Genomic DNA, 26,736 nt, shown 5'->3' on the forward strand with positions numbered 1-26,736 from the left:
TGCCGTCAAACGCGCTCGTACGGTTCGAAGAGACGCTTGTATTCATCCAGGGCGAAGCGGTCGGTCATGCTGGCGAGATAGTCGCAGATGACCCGCTCCTGTCCGAAGAGATCGAACTTCTTCTGCTGTTCGAAGGGGAGAAGGGTCGGGGTCCGGGTATAGCTCTCGAAAAGGAGACGCAGGAAGCGCTCGGCCTTGGTCCGCATCCGTTCGACCTTGTAGTGACGGTAAAGCTGTTTCCGGAGAAACAGCTTTAACGCCTTGTTTTTGTGCGTCATTCCAAGGCTGAAGGCCACCAGGCCACCAGGGTGCTCCCGGACCGATGCGAGGTTGGAGATGCCGTGACCCTTCAGGTTCGCCGAAGTGGTCGTCACCAGGTCATCGATCAACACGCCGATCAGATGGCTGATGGTCTGATAAATGTGGCGGGTGCGATCGATCCCCGGGTATTTGCCGCCGACGAGGGCGAAGGTCTCCTGCCATAACTCCAGGGACGCCAACTCCTCAAGGGTGATGTAACCGGCCGTGAGGCCGTCGTCGATGTCGTGGTTGTTGTAGGCGATCTCGTCGGCAAGGTCGATGATCTGGGCCTCCAGGGTCGGGCGCAGGTTCGGCTCGTAGGCCGCGGCAGCCCCGGACCCCGGGCGGTCATAGTCGGAGGAGTGCTTGATGATCCCTTCCCGGGTTTCCCAGCTGAGGTTGAGGCCGTTGAATCCGGGATAGCGCTCTTCGAGCTCCTCGACAATGCGCAACGACTGGCGGTTGTGCTCAAAACCGCCGAACCCGGCCATCAGTCCGTTGAGCACCTCCTCGCCGGTGTGCCCGAAGGGGGTATGCCCCAGGTCGTGGGCCAGGGAGAGGGCCTCCACCAGGTCCTCGTTGAGCCGCAGCCGCCGGGCGATCCCCCGGGCGATCTGGGCCACTTCGAGGGAATGGGTCAGGCGGGTGCGGTAGTAATCCCCTTCATGGTTGACGAAGACCTGGGTCTTGTATTCGAGACGGCGAAAGGCGGCGCAGTGGATAATGCGGTCGCGGTCCCGCTCGAAGGCCGGCCGCTGATCCTTGAAAGTCTCCTTATGGGCTCGACCGCGGGATTGGTGACTCCGGGAGGCATAGGGTGCGAGGTCTGAACGTTCCATGGGCGGATCTCCGGCAAACGGACAAGAGGAAAATTGGCCGCGAAATTTACGGTCGAAAGGACGGGTTATTAAAGCCTCACGGCGGAGACTTGTCAAGGGAACCCTTGACGCTCCCCCCCTGGTGTGCTAGTTTTTCCGGGCACTTTCGCCCGAACAAGGGGGGATCCCCCCATCTGCCAGCAGAGGTCAAATCGCCTTGCGCATCATCAGCGGCATTGCCAAAGGGAAGAGGCTGACCGGGTTTTCCGGCCTCGAGATCAGGCCGACATCCGACCGGGTGCGCGAAGCCCTGTTCAGCATCCTCAACAGCCGCTACGGCAGCCTGGAAGGAAAGCGGGTTCTCGATCTCTACGCCGGAACGGGGGCCATGGCCATCGAGGCCCTGAGCCGCGGTGCCGCCCTGGCGACCCTGGTCGACCAGGGAGAGCAGTCGGCAAAAATCATTCCGTCCAACCTCAAGACCAGCGGTCTCGCCTCGCGGGCGACCCTGATCCGCAGCGGAGTCCTCAAGGCCCTCCCCGCCCTCTCCCCTTCCGATCTGATCTTCCTCGACCCCCCCTACGGCAAAGGGCTTGTGCCGCAGACCATCGAAGCACTCTCGGAGTTCGACCTCCTGGGCGCCGACGGGATGATCTGCGCCGAGGCAGCTCAAGACGACCCTGTCCCGGAAACCATCGGCCGTTTCCGGCGAATCGAAGAGCGCCGCTACGGTTCGACCGTCCTTCACCTGTTCACCCACTGCGAGGCCGTCTGACATGAAGACACATATCGCTGTCTATCCCGGCTCTTTCGACCCGATCACCTACGGCCATCTCGACATTATTCACCGCGGCCTCGAAGTCTTCGACGAACTGATTGTCGCCGTCGCCAGCAACTCGGAAAAAAAGGGGTTGTTCACCGTCGCGGAGCGTCTCGACATGATCCGCCAGACCGTCGGCGACAATCCCCGCCTCCGGGTCGACACCTTTGAAGGCCTGCTGGTCGACTACGTGGTCGCCATGGGCTCCCGGGTCATCCTCCGCGGCCTGCGGGCCGTGTCCGACTTCGAATACGAGTTCCAGATCGCCCAGATGAACCACACCGTCCGGGAAGAGGTCGAAACCCTTTTCATGATGACCTCGGTCCCCTTCGGCTACCTGAGTTCCTCCATCGTCAAGGAAGTCGCCTCCCTCAAAGGGCCGATCGACTCCTTCGTGCCGGCTCCGGTCAAGGCAGCCTTGGAAAGAAAATTCAGCAAGGGCTGATACCCCCCCTCCCCTGCCTCTATTCGACCCACCCCTCCAAATTTTCCACCAGCCGCTCCAGGGCATCGACGACCAGCTCCTCGAGCCGTCGTCCCTTGTCCGCTGTCGCCAGCGTCGGATCCCCCCAGACCCCCCCCGGCCAGAACTTGCGCTTGTTGCGCACCAGAATCCCCACGGGAAAACTGGGGAACTCCCGCGCGGCACTCCCCCTGACCAGATGCGGATGGGAATGGAGGATCCGCGAGGTCTCGATCTCTCCGGCATGGGAGTCGCCGGCGGTTTCGATGATCGCCTTCCCTTCCCTGGCCGCCAGCATGTACTCGGTGAGCACGGCGATTTTGGCATCGGCAAAGCGTCCGAGCAACTCTTCTCCGGCATCGATGAGGGTCGAGGTATGGGTGCCGCCGGCATGGCCGGTCAGGAGGATGAAGTTGCGCAGGCCCTGGGCATAAAGAGCTGAGACGATGTCGAGGGCCAAAAGCCGCAGGGTCGCCGTGGAAATGGAGAGGGTCCCCGGATGCCCGGAGGTGGAACGGCAGACCCCGTAGGGGACGGGAGGGGCGATAAAAATGGCCCGCCTTTCCGCCAGGCGGCGTCCGACTTCGGTGGCGTGCAGGGTGTCGGTGGCCAGGGGGAGATGCGGCCCGTGCTCTTCCGTCGCCCCGAAGGGGATAAGGACCGTTTTGGTCCTGACAAGCCCGGCTTCGAACTCGGGCATGGTCATTTCTTCGATGATCATGGGTTCACCTCCTCGGCACGGGCCATCACCAGATATATGTCTACGAAAACAAAAAGGACCTGCGACCGGCGCAAGTCCTTTTTTCAATATTGGTGGCCCCGACGCGATTCGAACGCATGACCTACCGCTTAGGAGGCGGTTGCTCTATCCGGCTGAGCTACGGAGCCTAAAAGGGTTTACCTTATACCGTAGGGCGGGCCTTTATGCAAGGGTTTTCCCCCCTCCCCTTTGCCCCGCGACCTAGAATTTAAGCAGGCTGTAGACCTTACCGTCAGGGAGACGCTTGCGTCCTTCGAGAAATTCCAGTTCAGCCATGAAGGTGCACTCGACAACCTCGGCGCCGCACTCCCGGACCAGATCGACGACCGCAGCCATCGTCCCGCCTGTGGCCAGGAGGTCGTCGGCGATGATTACCCTGCTCCCGGCAACGAAGGCATCCTCATGGATTTCGAGCGTATCAGTGCCGTACTCCAGATCGTAGGTCTTGCGCAACGTCCGGAAGGGGAGCTTGCCGGGCTTGCGCACCAGGGTGATCCCGGTCCCGAGCTTGTAGGCCAGGGCCGAACCGAGGATGAAACCCCGGGCCTCGACCCCGACGACCTGGTCGATTTTCATGCCGATGTAGCGATGGGCGATGAGATCGATCATGCGGTGAAAGCTTTTGCCATCGGACAGAAGGGTGGTTATGTCTTTGAAAACAATCCCTTTTTTGGGAAAGTCATTGATGTCGCGAATGATATTTTTCAGGTCTTCCATCGGTATTCCTCTTTCAATTGAATTCAATGCCCCAAAGAGCTGAGGCCGAGACTATGACCGGAGGCCCAGTTCCGCATCGCTGGGACCGGAAAGCTCCTTCTCCTCCATGATCTTGCGGAGCTTCTCCAGGCTCTTGGCCTCGATCTGGCGGATCCGCTCCCGCGTCACACCGAATCGACGCCCGATGGTATCGAGGGTCTGAGGTTCGCGGTCCTCGAGGCCGAAACGGAGGGTGAGGATCTCCCGTTCGTTGTCCCCCAGGGATTCGAGCCATTCGGTCACGTGGGCGAATTTGTCGAGATCTTCGATGAGTCCCGAGGGGTCGACGGAACTGGTGTCCTCGATGGTGTCGATGAGGCTGTAATCGCTGTTCTCTCCCATCGGATGCTCGATGGAGTAGGTCTTTTTGACCAGAACCATCAGCCGCCGGATATAGGACGGATCGACCCCCATCGCCTCGGCGATTTCGGCGACGCTTGGTTCGCGGTTAAATTTATGCACCAGCTCCCGGCTGATCTTGATGAATTTATTGATGTCGTCCGAGACGTGAACGGGCAGGCGGATGGTGCGGCTCTGGTTGACGAGGGCGCGTTCGATGGACTGGCGGATCCACCAGGTGGCATAGGTCGAAAACCGGCATTCTTTGCTCAGTTTGAAGCGCTCAACGGCTTTGATCAACCCCATGTTTCCCTCCTCGATGAGATCGAGAAAGGGGAGCCCCCGGTTCATGTAGCGCTTGGCGATCTTCACCACCAGGCGCAGGTTCGATTCGATCATCCGGTCGCGGGCGGCCATGTCCCCCTGGGAGATGCGGAGAGCGAGGTTGCGCTCGTCTTCGGCCGTCAGCAGGGTGGTCTTCTGAATTTCCTTGAGATATATTTTGATGGCGTCATCGGAGTGATCATCGTAACCGGCGGCAGCCTCGGCTTTTTTTCCTCTTCTTCTTCCTCGTCCGCCTCCTCCTCTTCAAGGTCCTCTTCCCCCTCGACAGGATCCAGGTCGACTTCTTCTTCGGCGGAATCAACCTCAAAGCCAAAATTTTCGAACTCGTCCGTCATTTCGTCCATCAGCAGGAACTCCTCACCAAAGTTTAAAAGGGCCCGAAAAGTCTAAGAGATGGTTCAGGTTAAGGCAAGTAAAAAATCGGATTGACCGCTGCCTTGCCATGACGGATTTCAAAATAGAGACGCGCCGCACCGCCGCCGGGGGGGGTTCCCGAAGCGGCGATCTTCTGCCCCCTGCTGACAAAGGCTCCGGCCTCGACGAGATTTTTCCGGTTGTATCCGTAAACGGTAAAAAAGGAATCGTCGTGTTTGAGAATAATGAGATTGCCGAACCCCCGGATTCCGTCCCCGCTGTAAATGACGCGACCGGCAGCGGCGGAGACGACCGGCGTGTTCGGTTCGGCGGCAATTTCCAGTCCCTTGCTGGGCTTGCCGGCCTTCTGACCGAAATTGCGCACGACTTTCCCCCGGAGGGGCCAGAGGAATTTCCCCTTGACCGCCGGTGGTAGCGCCTCAACGGTGGGAGGTTTTGTCGCTACAGTCGGTCGCGTCGACCGGTCGGCCGGGAGAGATTGTCTGGATACGGCTTTTTTCGGGGGGGAAGGGACCGGACGGGGAGCAGGTTTAGGGGGCGTTACCGGTCTGGTGACGATGACCGGAACGTCCAGAAGACGCGGGGCGTCGGGAATGAATATCTGTTGGCCGATCTTGAGCTGGGTCGGGTCGTCCACCCGGTTGATCCGGGCAAGATAAAGCTCATCGACACCGTAGGTCTTGCTGATCCGGTAAAGGGTCTGGCCGGGCTGCACGGTGTGATATACCCCCCCCTGGGCGGCACAGCTGAGCAGCACGAGGGCTGCAAGGAGGGTGAGAATTAAGCGAATCGGCATAAAAAGACATCCGCCGTCGGGGTTCGGGGTTTTTGCAAATATCTGACAAGGTAGCGGAGTTTCACCCCGTGCGTCAAGGGACCGGAACACGGTTGCTTTCCCTGCAGTCGGATCCCTGCTCAGTGAAGGAAGTGGCGAATGACCACGAATCCGCCGATCAGCAGGACCACAAAAAGAATGCTCAGGAGATTGAAGTACTTCTCGACGAAGCCGCGCATCGTCGTGCCGTAGCGGTAGATCAGCCAGGCAACGAGAAAAAATCGAAGGCTGCGGCTGATGGCCGACGCCAGCACGAAGACGGGAAAGTTGATCTGGAACACCCCGGCGCCGATGGTGATGACCTTGTAGGGAATCGGGGTGAACCCGGCGGCAAAGACGGTCCAGAAATCGTAGGTGGAAAAAAGATTCTGTACGCTGGCGAAAACCTGCTCGGTAAAGCCGGGGACATAGTTGTAGAAATAACTCGCCAGCCCTTCCCACAACCAGAGACCGATGCCGTACCCGAGAATCCCCCCGAGGACCGACCCGACGGAGGCCAGGAGCGCAAAACGGAAAGAGCGGGCCGGGACGCTGATGCACAGGGCCAGCAGCAGGACATCGGGGGGGATGGGAAAGAAAGACGATTCGGCCACCGCCAGCAGAAAAAGAGCCGGGGCGCCGTAGGGGGTGTTGGCCCAATGCAGAACCCAGTCATAGAGTCTCCGGATCACCCACATCGGTTCAGCTCTCCCCTTCCTGCCAGCCGTGACGGCCAATGAGCGGGACAAAGCGGCAATCGATGAGACGCTCTTCGGTGAACTGTCCCTCGGCGACCTTGGTGATCCGCATCAGAACCTGATCTCCCCGGTTGCCGACGGGAATCACCAGCCGGCCGCCGATGGCCAGTTGGTCCCGATATTGGTCAGGGACCGAAGGGGCTCCGGCGGTCACGATGATGGCGTCGAAGGGCGCCTCCTCGTCCCACCCCTGGGTTCCGTCGGTCACCCGGATATTGACGTTGACACAGCCGAGGCTGTCGATGACGCGGCGGGCCCGGCGGGCCAGGAGGGCGATCCTCTCCAGGGTATAGACCTTGCCGGCGATTCGCGACAGGATTGCCGCCTGGTACCCCGATCCGGTGCCGATTTCAAGGACCCTCTCCCCCCCCTGCAGCAGCAGGGCTTCGGTCATCACGCCGACCGTCGATGGCTGGGAGATGGTCTGCCGGTCCCCGATCGGGAGGGAAAAATCGCCGTAGGCCTGACTTTGAAACGCCTCTTCGACAAAAAGGTGACGGGGGATCTGCAGCATGGCCTCGATCACCCTGGGATCTTTGACTCCCTGCCCCTGGACCTGCCGCTCCACCATCCGGCGCCGCGCAATGGAAAAATTCATCGGCCAGCACTTCCTCTATTCAAAAGAGACAGGGATCTGCATCGTTGATATTTTCCAACCCCCAGCAGGCCAGACTTTCAAAGGATCGATAATTCGTCAGATCGAGATGCAGCGGCGTCACGGAGATGCACCTTTCAAAAATGGCATGGAAGTCCGTGCCCTCCTCGTTCTGAAAACCGAGTTCGCCGGCCCCTATCCAGTAGTATTTTTTCCCCCGCGGATCGATCTTCTCCACGACCACATCGCCGTAAATCCGCTTCCCCTGCCGGGTGAGTCGAATCCCTTCGGCGACGCCGGGGGGGACATTGACGTTGAAAAAGGTGTCCGGAGGGAGTCCCTGATCGAGAATCATTCTAGCGAGCCTGACGGCAAAGGCTCCGGCGCCGTCGAAATCGTCCAGCGTATAGGAATCCCCCGCCAGGGAGACGGCGAAGGCGGGGACCCCCATCAGAGTTGCCTCCATCGCCGCAGAAACCGTCCCCGAATAGGTGATGTCGTCGCCGAGGTTCGCGCCGCGATTGATCCCCGACACCACCAGGTCGGGACGCTCGTCGAGGAGACCATGGATGCCGAGATGAACGCAGTCGGTGGGGGTGCCGTCGACGGCGAAGACGTCGGGGCGGATCAGTTCGGCGCGCAGGGGGGAGTGAAGGGTCAGGGCGTGGCCGACGGCGCTTCTCTCGCGGTCCGGGGCCACGACGACCACCCGGCCGAGTGCCGACAGGTGAGTGGCCAGACTGATGATTCCGGGGGAGTGAACGCCATCGTCGTTGGTAACCAGAATCAGCAAGGGCGCCTCGAAGAAAACGGAAGATGACCGCGAGCAGAGAAAAAAGGTGACCCGGATTCAGGGGGAGGTTTGGATGGAGTTCCTCAAGGCGCGGAGTTCTTCGCGGATTTCCAGCAGAAGGTCGCGGCACACCTTGCCGGAAAAAGCTTCGGTTTCCGGCTCCGCATCGTCTGCGCCGCCTTCGTCGAGCTTTTTTTTGGCGCCGGCGAGGGTGAAACCCTGCTCGTAGAGGAGGTCCTTGAGCAGCAGAACGAGGTCGATGTCCTTGCGGCGATAGAGTCTCTGGTTGCTGGTACTTTTTTTGAGCCGGAATTGAACGAACTCCGACTCCCAGTAGCGCAGCACGTGTGCCTTGACCCCGGTAAGGGCGGCCACCTCGCCGATCTTGAAAAAAAGCTTGTCCGGAATCTTGTCGTCCATCGACGAAGGGGAAGACAACGGGAAACCGACTACTCTTCCCCGTTGATGGCGCTTTTCAGCACCTGGCTGGGTTTGAAGGTGAGAATTCTCCGGGAGGAAATTTCGATTTCGTCACCGGTCTGCGGATTGCGGCCGCGGCGGGTCGCCTTGTCCTTGACTACGAAATTGCCGAAACCGGCGATCTTGATTTTGTCGCCGTCTTCCAAAGTGTTCTTCATCAGGTCGAAAACCATCTCGACGATTTCGGCGGATTCCTTCTTGGAAAAACCGGTTTTCAGATAAACACTTTCAATAAGGTCCGCCTTAGTCATAATCCATCCACCTCCCGAATAGTACAGATACCTGAATTTACGGGTTTTTATATCATACGATTCGGCAGGGAGCAACCGCTTTTTAACAACAAGGGCGAAAGAGCATGCGCTTTTTTAGGAAATGGCGGTTTCCTGCAGGTTCGGAACTCCTCGTTCCAGGGATTCTCCCCCGGGAACGAGGGGTCCTCAGCGGACTTCAGCCCCCAGTTTTTCCTCGAGAGCCCGAATGATTTTGCCATGGGCCTTGGCGATTTCCTCCTCGGTGAGGGTCTTTTCCAGACTGCGGTAACGGACCCTGATGGCCAGACTCTTCTTTCCTTCCGGGACCCCCTTGCCGCGATAGAGGTCGAAGAGAACAAAATCCTCCACCAGCTTCCCGCGGACGGCGGCAACGGCATCAAAGAGCATCTGGGCCGTCACCGATTCGTCGACCAAAAGAGCGCTGTCTCGAGAGACGTCGGGGAATCGGGAGAGCGGCCGGAAACCTTCCGATTCACGACTCACGGAGAGAAACGCCTCGATGTCCAGGTCGAGCAGGTAGACCGGGGTGTCGATGTCGTAGTTCTGGAGCACGACGGGATGAACCTCCCCGAGGGTCCCGAGAAGCGCCCCGGCGGACTCGATCCGGCATGACTTCCCCGGATGGAGATACGGCTCCCGGGCATCGACCGGCCAGAGGACCTTGTCGACCCGGAAATAATCGAGGAGGTCCTCGACCACCCCCTTGAGATCGTAGAAATCGACCATCGCCCCCCCTTGCGTCCATCCTTCGGGGGCACGCCGGCCGCAGAGGGCCATGACGAGGCGGCGCCGCTCGTCCGGAAGCTCTTCGCCGTCGCGGGGGAGGAATACCGGGCGCAGTTCAAAGAGCTGCAGGTCCCGGGTGCGGTAGGCGAGATTGCGCGACACCGTCTCGAGGAGGCTCGGCACCAGGGAGGTGCGCATGACGGACTGTTCCTCGTTGAGAGGGTTGAGGATCTTCACCGTCCGGCGCCGGGCATCCCCGGCCTCCAGGGCGATGCGGTCCCAGGCCGTAGGGGAGACGAAGGAGTAGTTGATGACTTCCGAGAATCCCCTGGCCACCACGGCATCGCGAATCCTGGCCACCCCCCGCTGGCGCCCCCCGGAGAGGTGGCAGATCATCCGGCTGACGGGCATGGTCACGGGAATCCGATCGTAGCCGTTAAGGCGGGCGACCTCCTCGACCAGATCGATTTCCCGCTCCAGGTCGTGGCGGGAGAAGGGGACGATGACCTGCAGCGCCTCCTCCGGCGCATCGGGTGCGGGCTCGGCATCGAGCCCGATGGAACGCAGCAGACGCTGGATTTCCGAAAGCTCGAGCTTGAGCCCGAGAATCTCGTTGGTGAGCCGTCCTTCGATCCGCAGCTTGCGCTCCCCCATCTTCTGGGGATAGTTGTCGATCCGGCCGGAAGCGATCTCGCCGCCGGCCACCTGGAGAATCAGGGCCGCGGCGCGGTCCAGAGCCAGGGGGACGATGTCGACGTCGGCGCCGCGCTCGAAGCGGTGGGAGGATTCGGTGTGGATGCCGAGGCGCTTGCTGGTGCGGCGGATCGTCGGCGGGTTGAAATAGGCGCTTTCAAGGAGGATATCCCGGGTGTCGGGCTGGATTTCCGAGTTCTCTCCCCCCATGATCCCCGCCAGGGCGACGGGACCGATCCCGTCGCAGATGGTCAGGTCCCCCTTTTTAAGGGTGCGCTCCTGACTGTCGAGGGTGGTGAAGACCTCCCCGTCCCCGGCCTGCCGGACGACGATTTTCTTCCCGCGCAGCAGGTTGAAGTCAAAGGCATGGAGGGGATGGCCGAGTTCCATCAGCAGCAAATTGGTCACATCGACCACGTTGTTGATGGACCGCTGGCCGACGGCATCGAGACGGCGTACCAGCCAGTCGGGAGAGGGACCGACGGTCACTCCGCGGATGAGACGGGCGGCGTAGCGCGGACAGAGTGCGGGCTCATCCACGGTGACCGAGGTCAGCGAACCGATGGCCGGTCCGGTCTCCTGCAGTTCGGCCACCGGCAAATGCAGGGGGCGGCCGACCATCGCGGCGACTTCGCGCGCCACGCCGACGACGCTCAGGCAATCGGCGCGGTTGGGAGTCAGCCCCAGTTCAAAACGGACATCCTTGAGACCCAGGGCTTCGAAGACCGGCTTGCCGAGAGGGAGACCGGCGGGGAGGATGAGGATCCCCTCCGACTCTTCGGCCAGACCGAGTTCCTTTTCGCTGCAGAGCATTCCCAGCGACTCGACGCCGCGGATTTTGGATTTTTTGATCTTGAAATCCCCGGGGAGAACCGACCCGACCTGGGCGAGGGCGATGAGGTCTCCGGCCCTGTGGTTGCGGGCGCCGCAAACCACCTGGACTGTGCCGCTTCCCGTTTCGACCTGGCACAGGGTCAGGCGGTCGGCTTCCGGGTGCGCTTCCACGGAGGCCAGACGGGCGACAATGACACTGTCGAGCCCTCCGCCGATGACTTCCATGGCGTCGACTTCGAGACCGGCCATGGTCAGGCGGTGGGAGAGTTCCTCGGGAGCCAGGTCAAAATCGACAAATTCTTTCAGCCAGTTGTAGGTTACGATCATTTCAATACATCCTTAAGTGTCCAATTATCTGAATGGACTCACCAAACGGGACACGAGCAAAGGTCGGGGCCGACCTGTGGAAAGTTAGCGAGCGAACCGACGGCGGACCTAGAATTGCTTCAGGAAGCGCAGGTCGTTTTCGAAGAACAACCGCAGGTCGTTGACCCCGTATTTGAGCATGGCGAGGCGCTCGAGTCCCATCCCGAAGGCGAACCCGCTGTAGGCTTTGGCGTCGTAATCCACCGATTTGAAGACCTCGGGGTCGATCATGCCGCTGCCGAGGATTTCCAGCCATCCGGAATTTTTGCAGACCCGGCACCCCTTGCCGCCGCAGATCACGCACTGAATGTCGACCTCGGCGCTCGGCTCGGTGAAGGGGAAAAAGGACGGCCGGAAACGGACATCGATCCCCTTGCCGAAAAATTGCGCCAGAAAGGTGGTCAGGATCCCCTTCAGGTCGCCGAAACTGACGTTGCGATCGACGAGAAACCCCTCGACCTGGTGGAACATCGGACTGTGAGTGATGTCCGAATCGCGACGATAGACGGTCCCCGGGGCGATGACGCGCACGGGCGGAGCCTGTTTGAGCATGGTGCGGATCTGCACCGGCGAGGTGTGGGTGCGCAACACGACGTCGTCGGAGATGTAGAAGGTGTCCTGCATGTCGCGGGCGGGATGATCCTTCGGCATGTTGAGTGCTTCAAAGTTGTAGAAATCTTTTTCGATTTCCGGGCCCTCTTCGACGCCGAAACCGAGGGAGGAAAAGATTTCGACGATCTCCTCCGTCACCAGGGTGATCGGATGCTTCGATCCGGCATAGAGGCGGCGTCCCGGGAGGGAGACGTCGATGCGCTCACTGGCCAGACGACGGGCGATCTCCACCTCCCGCAATTCAAGGAGGCGGCTTTCGAAGAGAGCCTCGATCTCTTCCTTGACGGTATTGGCCAGGGCCCCTACCACCGGACGCTCCTCGGCGGAAAGCCCCCCCATACCCTTCATGATGGCCGTCAGCTCCCCCTTCTTGCCGAGAAAGCGAACCCGTCCCTCCTGCAGCTCCGATTCAACTCCGGCTGCAGAGAGAGCCGAGCGGGCCGCTACCAACATTTCTTCAAGTCTTGCCTTCATAAACGCCACCGAATCCCTGGACAATAAAGAAGAAAGGAAGCCAAGCGGCTTCCATCATCGAACATCGAATCCCCATAAAGAAAAAGAGATGAGGGGGAAGCCCCCCTCATCTCTTTTTTTCCAGAGTCCTACGGAAGCTGGGCCTTGGCTTTCTCGACGACGGCGCTGAACCCCTTGGGGTCGACGACGGCGAGCTGGGCCAGAATCTTACGATCCAGACCGATCTCGGCCTTTTTCAGACCGAAGACCAGGCGGCTGTAGGACAGTCCATTGTCCCGGGAAGCCGCGTTGATCCGGGCAATCCACAGAGCGCGGAAATCACGCTTCTTGACCTTGCGGTCGCGGAAAGCGTAGTTGAGCGCGCGGTCGACCGCCTCGGCGGCGCTGCGGAACAGCTTGCTCCGGGCACCACGGTAGCCCTTGGCCAGATTCAGGACCTTGTTTCTTCTGCGTCTCGCTTTGAATCCTCTTTTTACTCTCGGCATTTTCTACTCCTTCAGGGTGACATACAAGCGGGATGTCCCGCTGCCGGATCTGAAGGGGGAGACTATTCCCCTCAGTTCTCGGACTTAAAGCCGAGCCTTCCGATCTTCCTTACATGTAGGGGATCAGACGGCTGATATTCTTGTGATCGACGGCGCTGACGATGGACCCCTGACGAAGCTCACGCTTGCGCTTGGTGGTCTTCTTGGTCAGAATGTGGCTGGTGAAGGCCTTGTTGCGACGGATCTTGCCGGTTCCGGTCTTGCGAAAGCGCTTGGCCGCACCGCGATTGGTTTTGATTTTGGGCATGCCCCATCTCCTTTATCTGCATTATTTGGATGTCAGTCAGGTCGTTCGGCCCGCTGATGGACCGGTTTGAAAGACCCGCGCTGCCAACTACTTCTTCAACGGACCGATAACCATGGTCATGAAACGGCCGGACATGCTGGCATGGGACTCGACCACGCCAATATCCTTGACCTCTTCGGCCATCCTGATCAGAAGTCTGCGTCCGAATTCCGGATGGGTCACTTCCCGGCCGCGGAACATCACGGTCGCCTTGACCTTGTTGCCTTCCTCGAGGAATCGGCGGGCGTTTTTCAGCTTGAACTGAAAATCGTGCTCCTCGGTCTTGGGCCGCATCTTGACTTCCTTGAGCTCGACCCGGGCGACCTTCTTCTTCGCTTCGGCTGCCCGCTTGCTCGCCTGATACTTGTATTTGCCGTAATCCATGATCCGGCAGACCGGCGGCTCCGCGCTCGGCGAAACCTCTACAAGATCGAGGCCCCGCTCCGCAGCGGCGGCAAGAGCGTCGGCCAGAGTCAGGATACCGAGCTGTCCACCCTCGTCATCGACGACACGGACTTCCTTAGCGCGAATCGCGCGATTGATGTTGGTCTCTTGCTTAGCTATGGTGCCACCTCCTAGTGGTATTGCCTGCACTCATCCTGGACGAAGCGGATGAACTCGTCAGGCGTCATGGGGTCAAGATTCTTGCCCGAACGGTGGCGGGGTGCCAGGGTTCCGGTTTCTTTTTCCTTGTCCCCGATCACAAGCATGTAAGGGATTTTTTCCAACTGCGCTTCGCGGATCTTGAAGCCGAGTTTCTCGTTGCGAAGATCCTTCTGCACCCGCACCCCCTGGGCACGCAAGGTTGCGAAGACCTCCTCGGAATATTCGGCCTGGGCATCGGTCACGTTGACGACAACGGCCTGTACGGGAGAGATCCAGAGGGGGAAGTTGCCGGCAAAATGCTCGATCAACACACCGATGAACCGCTCGATGGCTCCAAGGATGACCCGATGGACCATGACCGGACGGTGTTTTTCGCCGTCACTCCCAACATAGGTGAGATCAAAACGGTCCGGAAGCGTGAAATCGCATTGGATTGTAGCACATTGCCAACGCCTGTCAAGAGCGTCCTTGAGCTTGATGTCGATCTTGGGACCGTAAAATGCCCCGTCCCCCTCGTTGATCTCGAAGGGAACGCCGGAGTCCTTGAGAGCGCCCATCAAGGCGGCCGTGGCCCGCGCCCAGTCCGCGTCGCTGCCGATGGACTTCTCGGGACGGGTGGAAATCTCCATTTCGTATTCGAAACCGAAGATCGCCATCACGTCCTGAACAAAGCGCAATACCCCTTTGATCTCGCCGTCGAGCTGCTCGGGGGCACAGAGGATATGGGCGTCATCCTGGGTGAATCCCCGCACCCGCAGAAGGCCGTGGAGCACCCCGGACTTCTCATGGCGGTGCACCGTGCCGAGTTCGAAATAGCGCAGCGGCAGGTCACGGTAGGAGCGCATCTTCGACTTGTAGATCAGCATGTGAGCGAGGCAGTTCATCGGCTTGATGCCGTAACTCTGCTCATCGATCTCGGTGAAATACATGTTCTCGCGGTAGTTTTCGTAGTGTCCGGAAATCTTCCACAGCTCGGTCTTCAGGATCTGCGGACCCATGACGATGTCGTACCCGCGGCGCAGATGCTCCTTGCGCTCGAAATCCTCGAGCAGGGTGCGCAGCATCGCCCCCTTGGGATGCCAGATCACCAGGCCGGCGCCGGCTTCCTCGCTGAAGGAGAAGAGATCGAGCTCGCGGCCGAGCTTGCGGTGATCGCGCTTGCGCGCCTCCTCGAGCCGGGCCAGATAGGTCCTCAGCTCCTTCTTGTCCGGAAACGCCGTGGCATAGAGGCGCTGCAGCATGGCGTTCTTTTCGTCACCCCGCCAATAGGCGCCGGCGACGCTGGTCAGCTTGAAGGCCTTGATGTGGCCGGTGGAGGGGAGATGGGGACCGCGGCAGAGGTCGACGAAGTCTCCCTGGCGGTAGAGGGACACGGTCTCGTTGGGGAGATCCTCGATCAGCTTGACCTTGTAGGCCTCCCCCATATCGCGGAACATGGCGATGGCGCTGTCGCGACTGACCTCCTCGCGGGTGATGGCGAGATTGGCCTTGGCCAGCTCGTCCATCCGCGCCTCGATGCGCTCGAAATCCTCGGGGGTGAAAATATGCTCGGGGCTGAAGAAATCGTAGTAAAAGCCGTTTTCGATGGAGGGGCCGATCGTCACCTGGACCTTGTCGCCGAAAATATCCTTGACGGCGTGGGCCATGAGGTGCGCGGTGGAGTGGCGATAGACTTCAAGTCCGTCACGGGAGGTAAGGGTGACCAGTTCGACGCGGGCGTCCTTATCCAGGGGGGCACCGACGTCGACCAGCTGACCGTCGACCCTGGCGGCGACGGCCTGCTGGGCGAGACGCTCGCCGATGGTCCGGGCGACATCGAGGGAGGTGCTCCCCGCGGGGAGTTCTTTAATGGAGCCGTCGGGCAACTCAATACGCACCATGTTCGCCACTCCTGTTCTCCGCGAATGAAAAGAGGCATCCGGGGATGCCTCAATCAACGGTTGCAAGTTTTTTTTGGTAGGCACGCCCGGGATTGAACCGGGGACCCCTACCGTGTCAGGGTAGTGCTCTCCCACTGAGCTACGTGCCTACATTCGAAACGCCGTACTTGTAACAAAAGAGCCGAAACATTGTCAAGTGATTTCAGTAGGACTGGACTATTTTTTTGCCTGCTGCAGCGACCTTTTCCTTCCGGGCTCCGGCCAGGAGTTTTCCCAGCAGCGCCGTGCGCTGCGGCGGTGCCAGCCGGCCAATGGCGGCGGCCCGCCGGTAAAAAGCCGCCAGGTCTCCCCCTTCCTGGCGCAACAGAAGGCGGAAGACCGGGACCAGGTCACGATAAGTGCCGACGGAAACCAGGCGGGCGTTATTGAGGTCTCCCTTGAACCAGGGATCATATCCGGCGAATCCCCCCCAACTTTCCTTGAGCTCCCCGTATTCTTCCCGCAGCTGGGCAAAGAGTTTTTCCTTGCCGGACTGCATCGCCTCCCGGTCCAGGGGCGAAGCATAAAGGGCGAGGAGGCGGTCGCGAACCTGCTGCAGAAGATGGATGAATTCCTCTTCGCGCCGGTAAGCTTCTCCGTAGAGCCGCTGCGCTTCCTCGTCGCCGTTCCGGCGCAGCCAGCGCTCCACCCCTTCAAGCTCCACGGTTTTGGCAAAGGCCTCGTTGAAGGAGGAATCGCCCCGCACGTAGAGTTGCTGATGTGCCAGTTCGTGAAAGATCAGTCCGGCCAGATTCGCCTCCGGCCGACGGCTGAAGGTATTGAGAACCGGGTCATCGAACCAGTTGAGAGTGGAGTAGGCATCGACGCCGTAGAGATAGACGTCCCCCCCCTCCCCCTTGAGCTTCTCGGCGAAACGCTTTGCCCCCTTCAGGGAAAAATAGCCGCGATAGCTGACGCAGCCGGCCACCGGGAAGCACCACTGTTGGGGGGTCAGGGAAAATTCCGGCGTTGCGACCACGTTCCACACCGCGTAGGGACGCCCCAGGTCGGCGTAACTGCGATAGCTGCCGTTGTCGGGAAGGAGGAGTTCGCTGCTGGCAAAGTCGCGCATGGCCAGCACCTTCCCAAGGTGACTCCTGAGTTCCGGGGCAGTGTTCGGCGCCTCCAGAATCCTGTTGATCGGCTCCCGCTTGGCCATCAACGACAGCTGTCCACGGACGCACTGGGCGTAATAGCCTGCGTCGCCGCAGGCGGCGAGGAGGCCGAGAACCGAGACCCACAGCAGGGTCCGGGGGACGAGCGATGGCGTTAGCTTCCGAGCTTTGTCCATACGGGTAATGATAACTCATTCTTCCCGGAGGGGACAGTGGAAAAAATGCGAAAGTTCAAGGACTTCAGGGCGGAAACGTTTCATTTCCGGCTCTCGTTCATACATCACTCTTTTTCGAAGCGAGGTAGAGGTGCTCGACCTTCCTCCTTGCCCAGGGGGTCTTCCGCAGGAATTTGAGGCTCGACTTCACCGAGGGGTTGAGGGTGAAGCACTTGATGTCGAGGCATTTGCCCAGCTCCTCCCAGCCATAAAATTCCACCAGGCTCTTTACGATCTGCTCCAGGGTCACGCCATGCAGCGGTTCGCGCGTTTGTTGTTCATTCATGAGCGGGGCAACATCCTTGTCGGGCATGGAAAAATCTCCTGGAGTATATGGGGGATTCAACCCCTTTATTCATCCGGCGCGCCGCCGCAGCAGGAAACGGCCGGCGTACCAGAGGAGGACGATCAGGGCGATCAGCGGCAAGGCCGGGATAAAGAGACCGGTCGCCTGCGCCAGAACGGTCCCGGCGAAGAGGGCGGCCACCGAGACCGGCAGGTAGGATCCGATCCGTCCCTGGCGGGCCAGCGTCTCACCCGGGGTCCCGAAGAGGTTGTCATTGACCCCGTGGCGACTGGCGACTACGGCGAAAAAGACCACCATGATCCAGTCGGAAATGCCGAAAACAGGCGCCAGCCCCACAGTACCGGGAAAGACAAGCTTGACCAGCACCATGTCTATGAGGGGCACGGGACCCTCCGGCCGCCGGTAATATTGTTCGATTTCCCGGGCGAAACCGGCGGTCGGACCGTGGAAGAAGCTGACCAGATCGGCTAGGGTCATCACCAGGCAGATCGGCAGGATTTCCCACAGGCGGGTGATATGTCGGGCCAGGACGGTTCCGGTCAGGGTTGCAACGAGAAGGAGCAGACCCGACTTGAGTACCGTCAGCAGCGGCGACCAGGCCTCGCCGGGTGAAACCTGGTTGATCAGCCAGATGCTCATCGCCAGGACCAGTCCCCAGAAGAGGTAAAAGAGGCGGCTGCGGTCGAAGGGGTGCAGCCGCAGAACGGGGAGGATCAGCTGCCCTGCGGCATAAAGCTGCAGGGCGAGGAAGCCTGCGGCCCACCAGAGCCCTGGCGCCTCCATCAGGCGTCCGGCGGCACAGAGGCCGAGGAGTGCGCCGCTCCACAGGAGGTGGGCGGCGATCAGCCCAAGGATCAGGCGCCGGTTCGACCTGCCGAAGGTCGTGAAGGGAGGGTACGGCATGAGCAAGTACTACCTTGGAAAAGATTGAACATAGGAGCCGGGAGGCTAATTTCCCGACCGCTACACCCTTGGAGTTTTCCTGCGTCCTTTGTTGACGAGGGACTCGGGGGCGAGCAGAATCGCCAGCCAGCGGGTGTCTTCGCCGGTCTCCAGGGCAATCTTCAGGGTCATTGTCAGCGGCACCGACAGCAGCATCCCCACCGGTCCCCAGAGCCACCCCCAGAAAAAGAGGGATACCAGGACGACCAGAGAGGACAACCCCAGCCCCCTCCCCATGAGACGGGTCTCGATGATATTCCCGTAGAGGGTGTTGATCACCAGATACGCCAAACCGACCAGCATGGCCCTTCCGGTGCCGAATTGAACCAGCGCCATGAGGATAGCCGGAACCGCGGCGATGATGGAACCGATATTGGGAATATAATTGAGGACGAAGGCCAGAAGCCCCCAAAGTACGGGAAAGTCGATTCCCAAAAGCCATAACAGAAGACCGACGGTAATGCCGGTCACAAGACTCATCAGTGTCTTGATGAGGACGTAGCGCAGAAGGTTGTCCGTGAATCTCCCGAAACGGCCGATGGTATTTTCCATATCGCCAAAGGCGCTGCGAAATTTCCCCGGAAAGGTCGAAGCCTCGGCCAGCATGAAGATCACCGTCAGGCCGATGAGAAAGGCATTGGTCAGGAGACCCCCGAAGCCGGCCACCAGATTGGCCGCCAGACTCATGGCCGCACCGGGATCGAACTGATCGACCAAAAGCTGCCTGGGGACATCCAGTCCATTGCTCCTCATCCAGGAAAAGAAGCGGACGGACAGATCCTGAAACCGGACCTGGTATTCGGGGAGGGCCCGGGAGAAATCGTTGATGGAGGTACCGATCAGGACCACCAGCAAAAAATCGATCGCCAGCATCGAAACGATCATGAGGACGATGGCCGCTGCCATCGGTACTCCTCGTCGCCGCAGCCAGAAAACGGGAGGGACGAAGGTGACGGAAATAAACGCCGACAGGACGAAGGGAACCAGGATCTGCTGGGCTTCCCTCATTCCGGCAATGACGACGACAGCGGCGGCCAGTGCCAGGAGGACCCGCATGCCGTGGGCCGACTTCAATTCAGGTTTTGTCGCAAACATCTCTGTCTCCATAAAGGCTATAAAAATTGCCCCCCATCTTACGCCAAAAAAACGGCGGAAGTAATTATTCTCTCAAGGCAAACATTGGCGACTCCCTCTCCGCCCCCCCAAAAGTGGAAATCCGACGGCAGATCGGCGATCCGCACCATCTGGCTTGTCCTCCCGCTCCGATAATGTCATAGTGCGGCAAATTTCATGGGGGTTGACGCCCAAAGCCGCAAACGCCGACTCACGGTTCACCCCTGTTTCCGCCGATGCCCAAAGGAAAGGTACAAAGCCATGGTTCCGATCTCCGTCCGTCAGGCCTGGGAAAACCTTCAGGAATCCCAAAAAACCGTCATTTGCCGCTCCTGTGCCAAGAGGCAACCCCTCGTCTTCTCGCGCTGGGTCGATGCAGCCGGCCTGAAAAAATTTCGCCACGACTCCCTGGTCAACCGCAAGGGGGGATCGGCGCCGCGCCTCGATGCGGCCCTCTTCCGGGCCGATGAAGGTCAGCTGGCCAAGGACCTGCTGGTCGCCTACTTCACCGAACTGGCACCGAAAATCAATAATGAGTATCTCGAAATGCTGGAAAAGGCCGAAAAGGAAGATGCGGAAACGAAGTTGAAGATTTATGCGACCCTTGCGCACAGCCACAAGGATTCGCCCTACATTAAACTCTATCTGGCGACGGCGCTCTGGGTGGAGGAGTTCAAGGAAGAGGACATCCAGGTCGTGGAATCGCTGGCAACAGAGCTTGCGTCCGCGGCGGGAAAATAGTCGCCCCATGACTCCTCTCCTGGTCGCCACATCCCTCGCCTGGGGAGGGTTTTTCGGATACCTGGCGCTCCGTCTTTTCGACAGCCTTCTCGGCATCGGGTTCTGCCTGCACGGTCTTCTCCTCTGGCGCTGGAAACGTCTGGCAAGCACGGTGGCCACGGGGGTGGCCAAACCCGAAATCATCTTGAGCCTGCTGCTCAGGCTCACCCTTTACACGCTGGTCTTCGCCGCACTGCTGCGCTTCGGAGACGACCTCGCCTGTCACCGACTGCGCTCCGGCTATGCCGGAAGCGGCGCCCTCCCCTTTTTTCTGGCCTCCGGAGCGCTGGTTCTCCTCCGCCTGCCGGCGACGCGGCGCAGACTCCTCCACTACTGGAAAATGAGTCACGAATACGATTATGCCGACAGACGGCGCCGTACGAAGATGCTGGATTGAAGGTCTTGACTAGAGGGACGCCCCCCTCTCTTTTGACCGGCAAAAAATGAAAAACCGCCGGCGCCTCCTCGGCGCCGCGCGGTCTCAATCCTCCTGTTGAACTCCCCGTTCAGACAACCCTCCGACCCGCCTCCCCTTTAGTTGTCATTTTTATCCGTTGGCTGGACTTCTCCCGGGACCGGTGCCGGGAGCGGCTCAACCGACTCCGGAACGGTCGGCTGCATCTCATCCGCCGGTGCCTCTTCCGTCGGTGCCTCATCCGCCGGTGCCTCTTCCGGCGGTGGTGGGACGGGGAGTCGAGCCGGGCCTTCGCCTACGGTGAATCGTGTCAGGCCGATGAGCTGCCCGGAATCTGTGACCACCTGCACCTGCCAGCGGCCGACGGAGTCCGCCGGAAAGTTGCGCTTGTGGGTCCAGGCGCGATACCCCTCTTTGCGGCCGCCGGCAATGTCGAGGGTGATGCGATCCACCTCGACGCCCCTGTGCAGCCAGATATGATGGATCTGCTCCTGAAGGCCGCGTGGGGCGGCGACGGCCGTCAGGGCATAGAGGCCATCCCGATGAAGGGAGACGGCATCGATCCTGTCGAGTCTGGCGCCGGCGGTGCGCTCCTCGGGATCGATCTGCTGGGACAGGGAAATCTCGACGAGTCGCAGCGTGGCCGGAGGGACCCAGCGGCGCCCCTGCCAGAGGCCCCCGGCCAGCGCCACGAGCATCAGAATCAGCAAAGGTCGTCGCCACCAGACGTCGCTCCGCAAGAGTTTGCCGAGACTGGGGAGGCTGAACAGCAGCGCCATCAGCAAGGCAAGTGCCAGACTTTGCCTGGTGGTGAGATGCAGGATCAGCGGCAGTGCCACCAGCAGTACGGCAAAGAGGGAGAGGGTGTGGAAGATGATAAAGAGCGAGCGCCGGGGCGCGAGGTGTTTGTAGTAGAGCGGATCGATCACGGAGATCAGCGCGCACAGCAGCAAGAGGACGGTAAAGACCGCCTGGCCGTGGTCCCAGCTGGTGACGACAAGAAAAAATGGCAGGACGAAAAAGAGACTTTCCTGCTGCACCATCTGGGTGGCGTAACGGAGCAGGGCGGGAGGGAGATCGAAGCCGAAGCGCCGCAGGATCCCGGCTCGAAGCCAGTTCTCAAGCACCAGCCAGACCCAGCTCGACAGCATCAGCAGGGCAATCATCTGGGCGTAGGATTCACGCCTTTCGACCAGCCAATAACTGGCGACGCCGGAGACAAACCCGAACACCGCCATCAGGCCGGCATGGCGCTCGAAGAGCTCGACCAGACGCTGGAAAAGGGTCTTCAGAAACGCCATAAAAATCAGATACTCCGCATTTCAGGTCTCAAAAAAGTCGTAAACGGGAAACAGTTGCCGGCCACCTCATCCTGTCGTTTAATTTTTCAGGATTGCCGGACCAGTATCAGGAGATAGAGGTGGTCGCCGACCTTGATCCTCCGCTCCGGGTGAAAGCCGAAAGGAGCCGTCAGTGTTTCCACCTCTTCGGGAGAGAGACGGATGTCCGCCGGCGGACCGGGCCGGCTCTCGACCTTGTCGAACTCGATGACCACCAGGCGTCCGCCGGAGCGCAGCACCCTGGCCGCCTCGCGCAGCGCGCCCTCGGCGACGCCCACTTCGACCAGGTCGTGGAGCACCGTCGCCAGCAGGGCGACATCGACGCTTCCGTCGGCCAGCGGCAGCCGCTTGCTCACATCGGCCACCCTTGCCTGGACCTGCTCCAGCCCCAGGGACCGGGCGCTCTCCTGCAGCGCGGCAATCCCTTCCGGCCACAGATCGAAGGCATGGATTGCCCCCGCCGGACCGATGAAGGGGGCGCTCGCCAGGGCGTAGTTGCCGACTCCGCAGGCAAGATCCAGGAGGACGGTGTCGGGCTGCAGGCGCAATTCGTTGAGAACCAGCTCGGCATCGACCAGGTCGAAGCTGCTCTTGCCGGCGGCGATGGGGTGACTCATGGCAGGTGCTCCTTTTTGGAATGATGCAAATTGTCCCGGTCAGATCTTCCGGCCAGTCATGATCCCTGCCCCATTCGGCAGATCGGCCGCCAGGCGCTGAACCTCCACCAATCCGGCCTGCTGCAGCAGCTCTTTCAACTCCGGCTCGCTGTACGCCTTCCCCTTCGGCGTTCCGAGGAGCATGTTCAGGGAGAAGAGCGCCGGAAAGAGCGGAGCGGCGCGATCGGCATCGAGGATGAACTCCTGCACCAGCAGCAGCCCTCCCGGCTCCAGGGCGCTGACGGCGTTGGCCAGCAGCTGCGCGCACCCCTCCGGTCCTTCACCGTGCAGGACGTGGGAGAGCCAGGCGACGTCGAACCCGCCGGGAATCGGACCGGCGAGAAAATCTCCGGCGGCAAAGCTGATCCGCCCGGCCATGTCGAAACGCTGCAGGGTCGCCTCGGCGAAGGGGCGCGTGGTCGGCAGGTCGAAAATCACCCCCTGCAGCTGCGGGTTCTGCTGGCAGAAATGAATGGCGTAGGTGCCGGGGCCGCCGCCGAGGTCGAGGAGGCGACGACGCCCCGACAGGTCGACCTGCGCGGCCACCTTGGGCGCATTGAGCATCGCCAGATTGAACATCCCCATCAGAAAGCTCTCGCGCTCCTCGGCCGAGGGTTCATGGGAGACCCGGCTGCGCACCGGAGCATCTTCGCGCACCGCCTCGTCGAGCCGGCTCCAGCTCTCCATCAGATGGTGATGATGCAGGATGATGTGGCCAAGATAGCCGGGGGCCGACCGGCTGAGAAACTGGCCGGCAAAGGGAGTCGCATCGTAGCGATCAGCTTTTTTGCTGAGAAGATCCAGCGCCGCCAGGGCATCGAGGAGCATGGCCAGGCCGCGCACGGGAACGGCCAGCTTTGCGGCCAGCTCGGCGGCCGTGAGCGACCCGGTCGCCAGGGGGGTAAAGAGGTCGAGTTTCACCCCGGCGTGCAGGGCGCAGGTGCTCCAGTAACTCCCCGAGAGTTTGAGTAGTTCGCCCGGATTCCAATTGACAGTTTCCATGCATCCTCCTGCGAATTTGGACTAAATCAGTTCTCCCTGACCACCTGCGCCAGGCGCTTGACCACATCCTTCGATGTGATTTCGAGGTTCATCTTGTTCAGTTCGACCATGGCCTTTTTGTAGTCATCGACCACGCTCACCTTTTGCGACTCAACGCCGTTGTGGCTGTAGCGCAGCGTGCCGATATAAACCGCCTTGGCCCCGGCCGGGATTTCCAGCTTGAGATCGCCCCAGAGATGCAGTTCCTTGAATTCGACACTACCGCGCATCTGGCCGCTTGAACTTGGTCGCCAACTGGTGCTGGCACTCAAGGTATAAAGCCCCATGCGAACAAAGCGCTCCCCCGGATCCATAAGAATCAGGGACGGATGAATAAAGCTCAGATCCATGGTACTTCCACCCTTTGGGCTGAAGGGGAAAAAGCTCCCCTTCTTGACCGGCACCTCGGCCAGAGGGCTCATGAATAGCCGCACCTCGTCGTCCTTTGACTCGTTGATCATGACGACGCCTTTGAGACTCTTGTCCTTCTCGACCCCGGGTTGCAGGTCCACTTGGGCGATAACCAGGACTTTCCCGGGGGAGATGGCCGTCCCCGCCTCATAGGCAGGGAAATTTGTGATCCCGCAGCCGGAAAGAAACAGAAGCGCCAGAACAACAAAGAGATTGAAACATTTCATGGTCTACCCTCCTCGAATCGATTGAATGCCGTGTTTAAAATTCAAAGTACCGGGTCAGGCCTGATCCCCAGTCTGTTTCTGATCATTCCCCACAACCGGCAAGGAGACATAAAAGGTGCTCCCCTGGCCCAGGGTACTTTCTGCCCAGACCTGGCCCTTATGGGTCTCGGCAATCTCTTTGACCAGCGCCAGGCCGAGGCCTGTTCCGGTGGCGTGATGTTTGGAGGTAATTTGTACCCGATAAAACATGTCAAAGACCTTCTCCAGAGATTCCCGGGGAATTCCTATCCCCCTGTCCTTGACGGACAGAATCGCCCTTTCGCCCTCCATTCGGGCATCGAGGGTGATCTCGCTCCCTCGGGGGGAATATTTGACGGCGTTGGAGAGAAGATTGGCGATAGCCTGATGGAGCAACTCCGCATCACCCAGGACCGGAGGGAGGGTTGCGGGGACGTCGACGACAATGGAATGTATGGCCGCCGGACCGGCAAAGAGAGCCACAACCCCTTCGACCAAGGACCTCAGATCGACAGGCTTGAAGTGGTTCTCGAACAGCTTTGCCTTCAATCGCTGCATATCGAGAAAATTGGTAATCATCTCGTTGAGACGCTCTGCTTCTCTATGCATGATCGTGTGGTATTCCCGCAGCTCGGTTTCGCCCACCGGGTTTTCAATGACAAATTCAAGAAACCCGAGCATGGCCGTGAGCGGTGTCCGCATCTCATGGCTGATGTTTGACAACATGGCTTCCCGCATTTTCTCTATCTCTTTGCGATCGCTTATATCACGAATCACCGCCAGAACCTGTCCTTCTTCGACCTCGCTTGTCGGCGTGATGGCGATTTCGGTCCAGAACACTTCGCCATTGCCTCTTTTACAGAGCCATTCGAAGGCCTGGGTTCCTTCCTTCAACGATTTTTCGATCAGCTGCAAGGCCTTGGAAAAGGAATAGGGAGGACGCCCGGCAATTAATTTCTCAATGGACATCTGCAGAAGCTGGTCGCGGCTATAGCCGAACATAACTTCCGAGGTCTTGTTGACCTCTGTTATCCGACCCGATGCCTCATTGACCACAAGGGCATCGTGCGTTGTGTTGAAGATGTCCCGATAGTTTTTTTCGCTGGCCCGCAGAGCTTCTTCCCGCGACGCAAGCTTTTTCGCCATATCGTCGAAAGCCTGACCAAGCTCACCGATTTCTCCTCCCCCGGACTCAGAAGCAACCCGGGTACTCAACTCCCCGTCGGCCAGGCGCTGGGAGGAGCGTTGCAGGAGAAGAATCCTGTCGATGATAAAGGTTTTTCCGATTCTCCACGACAAGAAGAAGCCGACAAGCAGAGCCAGGGAATAGACAACCAGGTTCTTGAAAAGAGCCGAATTGGACTCGGACATGACAATGTCGGTCGGAATGCCGGCGCGAACGTACATGTAGGGTTCCGACTCCCCGTCCAGAGTCAATTTCCGATAGGTTTGAATGCGACTGTCACCGACAACACTGCTGGTTCCGATGGACGTCTCTTCCTCCGGTCCCTCCAGCATATGCCGTAATATGTCCAGATTGGCCTGTTTTCCAACGTATATTTCCGGCTCGACGGCCCTGCCGAGGATAATCCCGTTATGGTCGAGGAGGGCCACACTGGCACCCTTGGGGAGGTTGTAACGGTCAAACATCTTGCGGTAGTAAGCCAGGGATAAATCGGCACAGAGAACGGCCGTCACCCGCCCCGATCCGTCCGTTAAGGGGTAACCGAAATTCAGGGACGGCGCATTTGAATTGCTCTCGACATGGTACTCGCCCGATGACAGCTTTCCGCTGGCCAGGGCGTTTTTGAAATACCTCCTGTCCGCAACGGAAAGATTCTCATTTTCCGGGACGGCGGAAGCCCAGACCTCCCCCGAAGGCTCGGCAATAAAGAGGTTTGAAAACTGCGGACTCAGACCCAGGATGTCTATTAATATCGCCTGCAATTCAGAACGTTTATGATTCTTTACTTCCGGCGATTGCGACAGGGCGATAAAGAGTTGATGGGTGGAGGCGATGAGGTTTTTTTGTTCATTAATGATCGTTTCGGCGAGTTTTTTAGTCTCAGCTTTTGCATTATGAACAGCGTTTTTTCTCTGTTCGATTCCCGAGTTGACTATAATACAAATAGCCGGCAAGGCAATGATGCCAACAATCAGGAAGAGTATGTGTTTTATCGACCATCGGGATATATGCATACGAAATTAACCGCCTGAATTATATGTATTAGATAGGATCAAGTCGGGCTTCACAGCTGGCTAGACGCCGCATGCGATCTCGTCTGAATTCTGCATTTTCAAACCATCACGGCACCGGCAACGACCGCCCCCTATTTTCCAGCCCCAAAATTTCAATCCGGAGACATAATCCGAATTCCCCGGTATTGACATCATGTCTCCAGTTTTC

At 59.7% G+C, this 26,736-nt stretch carries 30 protein-coding genes and 2 tRNA genes; 4 read left to right on the plus strand and 28 right to left on the minus strand.

Going from position 1 to position 26,736, the window contains the following annotated elements; translation table 11 throughout:
- Positions 1-5: 5 nt before the first annotated feature.
- Positions 6-1,139, minus strand: a complete 1,134-nt coding sequence (locus DSOUD_RS09510; protein WP_053550788.1) for a deoxyguanosinetriphosphate triphosphohydrolase — start codon at positions 1,137-1,139, stop codon at positions 6-8.
- A gap of 196 nt (positions 1,140-1,335) precedes the next feature.
- Between DSOUD_RS09510 and rsmD the strand changes: the two genes are divergently transcribed.
- Entirely contained in the window at positions 1,336-1,893 is a 558-nt protein-coding gene (gene rsmD / locus DSOUD_RS09515; protein WP_053550789.1) for a 16S rRNA (guanine(966)-N(2))-methyltransferase RsmD, read from the plus strand.
- 1 nt (position 1,894) lies between these two features.
- Positions 1,895-2,383 carry a pantetheine-phosphate adenylyltransferase gene (coaD, locus tag DSOUD_RS09520; RefSeq protein WP_053550790.1) on the plus strand — a complete coding sequence of 163 codons (489 nt, stop codon included), beginning with the start codon at positions 1,895-1,897 and terminating at the stop codon, positions 2,381-2,383.
- Positions 2,384-2,402: 19 nt separating this feature from the next.
- On the opposite strand, the gene DSOUD_RS09525 is transcribed toward coaD, so the two are convergent.
- The 22 genes from DSOUD_RS09525 to DSOUD_RS09630 all read right to left on the minus strand — a co-directional run bounded on the left by DSOUD_RS09525 (position 2,403) and on the right by DSOUD_RS09630 (position 19,423).
- Positions 2,403-3,122 carry a creatininase family protein gene (locus DSOUD_RS09525; RefSeq protein WP_053550791.1) on the minus strand — a complete coding sequence of 240 codons (720 nt, stop codon included), beginning with the start codon at positions 3,120-3,122 and terminating at the stop codon, positions 2,403-2,405.
- A gap of 90 nt (positions 3,123-3,212) precedes the next feature.
- A tRNA-Arg gene (locus DSOUD_RS09530) sits at positions 3,213-3,289 on the minus strand.
- 73 nt (positions 3,290-3,362) lie between these two features.
- Positions 3,363-3,878, minus strand: coding sequence for an adenine phosphoribosyltransferase (locus DSOUD_RS09535; RefSeq protein WP_053550792.1), 516 nt, complete (start codon positions 3,876-3,878; stop codon positions 3,363-3,365).
- A 51-nt stretch (positions 3,879-3,929) separates the two neighbouring features.
- Positions 3,930-4,763: a sigma-70 family RNA polymerase sigma factor gene (locus DSOUD_RS09540; RefSeq protein WP_341475720.1), complete on the minus strand. Its 834-nt coding sequence runs from the start codon at positions 4,761-4,763 to the stop codon at positions 3,930-3,932.
- Positions 4,721-4,945 (minus strand): hypothetical protein, encoded by a 225-nt coding sequence (locus DSOUD_RS18845; protein ID WP_053550793.1) that lies wholly within the window; start codon positions 4,943-4,945, stop codon positions 4,721-4,723. The genes DSOUD_RS09540 and DSOUD_RS18845 overlap by 43 nt, the downstream gene beginning before the upstream one ends.
- 59 nt (positions 4,946-5,004) lie before the next feature.
- Entirely contained in the window at positions 5,005-5,772 is a 768-nt protein-coding gene (locus tag DSOUD_RS09550) for a peptidoglycan DD-metalloendopeptidase family protein (protein ID WP_053550794.1), read from the minus strand.
- A gap of 119 nt (positions 5,773-5,891) precedes the next feature.
- On the minus strand, positions 5,892-6,488 hold the full coding sequence (locus tag DSOUD_RS09555) for a YqaA family protein (RefSeq protein ID WP_053550795.1): 597 nt from the start codon (positions 6,486-6,488) through the stop codon (positions 5,892-5,894).
- Between the two features lie 4 nt (positions 6,489-6,492).
- Positions 6,493-7,146, minus strand: coding sequence for a protein-L-isoaspartate(D-aspartate) O-methyltransferase (locus tag DSOUD_RS09560; RefSeq protein WP_053550796.1), 654 nt, complete (start codon positions 7,144-7,146; stop codon positions 6,493-6,495).
- Between the two features lie 19 nt (positions 7,147-7,165).
- The gene (gene surE / locus DSOUD_RS09565; protein WP_053550797.1) at positions 7,166-7,936 is read right to left on the minus strand and encodes a 5'/3'-nucleotidase SurE; all 771 of its coding nucleotides are present in this window, start codon (positions 7,934-7,936) and stop codon (positions 7,166-7,168) included.
- A 57-nt stretch (positions 7,937-7,993) separates the two neighbouring features.
- Complete coding sequence (locus DSOUD_RS09570; protein ID WP_232426427.1) at positions 7,994-8,374, minus strand: MerR family transcriptional regulator; 381 nt, start codon at positions 8,372-8,374, stop codon at positions 7,994-7,996.
- Between the two features lie 11 nt (positions 8,375-8,385).
- Positions 8,386-8,667 (minus strand): integration host factor subunit alpha, encoded by a 282-nt coding sequence (locus tag DSOUD_RS09575; RefSeq protein WP_053550799.1) that lies wholly within the window; start codon positions 8,665-8,667, stop codon positions 8,386-8,388.
- Between the two features lie 186 nt (positions 8,668-8,853).
- Positions 8,854-11,268 (minus strand): phenylalanine--tRNA ligase subunit beta, encoded by a 2,415-nt coding sequence (gene pheT, locus DSOUD_RS09580; protein WP_053550800.1) that lies wholly within the window; start codon positions 11,266-11,268, stop codon positions 8,854-8,856.
- Positions 11,269-11,376: 108 nt separating this feature from the next.
- Entirely contained in the window at positions 11,377-12,393 is a 1,017-nt protein-coding gene (gene pheS, locus DSOUD_RS09585; RefSeq protein ID WP_053550801.1) for a phenylalanine--tRNA ligase subunit alpha, read from the minus strand.
- Between the two features lie 128 nt (positions 12,394-12,521).
- Complete coding sequence (gene rplT, locus DSOUD_RS09590; protein ID WP_053550802.1) at positions 12,522-12,878, minus strand: 50S ribosomal protein L20; 357 nt, start codon at positions 12,876-12,878, stop codon at positions 12,522-12,524.
- A 109-nt stretch (positions 12,879-12,987) separates the two neighbouring features.
- Complete coding sequence (rpmI, locus tag DSOUD_RS09595) at positions 12,988-13,185, minus strand: 50S ribosomal protein L35 (RefSeq protein WP_053550803.1); 198 nt, start codon at positions 13,183-13,185, stop codon at positions 12,988-12,990.
- Between the two features lie 87 nt (positions 13,186-13,272).
- Positions 13,273-13,788, minus strand: a complete 516-nt coding sequence (gene infC, locus DSOUD_RS09600) for a translation initiation factor IF-3 (protein WP_053552356.1) — start codon at positions 13,786-13,788, stop codon at positions 13,273-13,275.
- Positions 13,789-13,799: 11 nt separating this feature from the next.
- Positions 13,800-15,710 (minus strand): threonine--tRNA ligase, encoded by a 1,911-nt coding sequence (gene thrS / locus DSOUD_RS09605; protein WP_053550804.1) that lies wholly within the window; start codon positions 15,708-15,710, stop codon positions 13,800-13,802.
- 74 nt (positions 15,711-15,784) lie between these two features.
- Positions 15,785-15,859 (minus strand) — tRNA-Val (locus DSOUD_RS09610).
- A gap of 53 nt (positions 15,860-15,912) precedes the next feature.
- Entirely contained in the window at positions 15,913-17,040 is a 1,128-nt protein-coding gene (locus tag DSOUD_RS09615) for an aminopeptidase (RefSeq protein WP_053550805.1), read from the minus strand.
- Positions 17,041-17,137: 97 nt separating this feature from the next.
- A complete protein-coding gene (locus DSOUD_RS09620) occupies positions 17,138-17,365 on the minus strand; it encodes a VF530 family protein (RefSeq protein WP_082351406.1) in 228 nt (75 codons plus the stop codon).
- A 69-nt stretch (positions 17,366-17,434) separates the two neighbouring features.
- Positions 17,435-18,289, minus strand: coding sequence for a hypothetical protein (locus DSOUD_RS09625; protein WP_053550807.1), 855 nt, complete (start codon positions 18,287-18,289; stop codon positions 17,435-17,437).
- A gap of 60 nt (positions 18,290-18,349) precedes the next feature.
- On the minus strand, positions 18,350-19,423 hold the full coding sequence (locus tag DSOUD_RS09630; RefSeq protein ID WP_232426428.1) for an AI-2E family transporter: 1,074 nt from the start codon (positions 19,421-19,423) through the stop codon (positions 18,350-18,352).
- A 279-nt stretch (positions 19,424-19,702) separates the two neighbouring features.
- Between DSOUD_RS09630 and DSOUD_RS09635 the strand changes: the two genes are divergently transcribed.
- Positions 19,703-20,182, plus strand: coding sequence for a hypothetical protein (locus DSOUD_RS09635; RefSeq protein ID WP_053550808.1), 480 nt, complete (start codon positions 19,703-19,705; stop codon positions 20,180-20,182).
- 7 nt (positions 20,183-20,189) lie between these two features.
- Positions 20,190-20,618 (plus strand): hypothetical protein, encoded by a 429-nt coding sequence (locus tag DSOUD_RS09640; RefSeq protein WP_053550809.1) that lies wholly within the window; start codon positions 20,190-20,192, stop codon positions 20,616-20,618.
- Between the two features lie 137 nt (positions 20,619-20,755).
- Here the strand turns inward: DSOUD_RS09640 and DSOUD_RS09645 are convergent, their stop codons facing one another.
- The 5 genes from DSOUD_RS09645 to DSOUD_RS09665 form a co-directional block, all read right to left on the minus strand.
- Positions 20,756-21,937 carry a DUF5924 family protein gene (locus tag DSOUD_RS09645; protein ID WP_198300304.1) on the minus strand — a complete coding sequence of 394 codons (1,182 nt, stop codon included), beginning with the start codon at positions 21,935-21,937 and terminating at the stop codon, positions 20,756-20,758.
- A gap of 86 nt (positions 21,938-22,023) precedes the next feature.
- A complete protein-coding gene (locus DSOUD_RS09650; RefSeq protein ID WP_053550810.1) occupies positions 22,024-22,593 on the minus strand; it encodes a class I SAM-dependent methyltransferase in 570 nt (189 codons plus the stop codon).
- Between the two features lie 39 nt (positions 22,594-22,632).
- Positions 22,633-23,634, minus strand: coding sequence for a methyltransferase (locus DSOUD_RS09655; protein WP_053550811.1), 1,002 nt, complete (start codon positions 23,632-23,634; stop codon positions 22,633-22,635).
- A 26-nt stretch (positions 23,635-23,660) separates the two neighbouring features.
- Positions 23,661-24,311: a hypothetical protein gene (locus DSOUD_RS09660; RefSeq protein ID WP_053550812.1), complete on the minus strand. Its 651-nt coding sequence runs from the start codon at positions 24,309-24,311 to the stop codon at positions 23,661-23,663.
- 54 nt (positions 24,312-24,365) lie between these two features.
- Positions 24,366-26,528 (minus strand): ATP-binding protein, encoded by a 2,163-nt coding sequence (locus DSOUD_RS09665; RefSeq protein ID WP_082351186.1) that lies wholly within the window; start codon positions 26,526-26,528, stop codon positions 24,366-24,368.
- Positions 26,529-26,736 lie beyond the last annotated feature (208 nt).

The organism is Desulfuromonas soudanensis, assembly GCF_001278055.1.
GTDB lineage: Bacteria > Desulfobacterota > Desulfuromonadia > Desulfuromonadales > WTL > Deferrimonas > Deferrimonas soudanensis.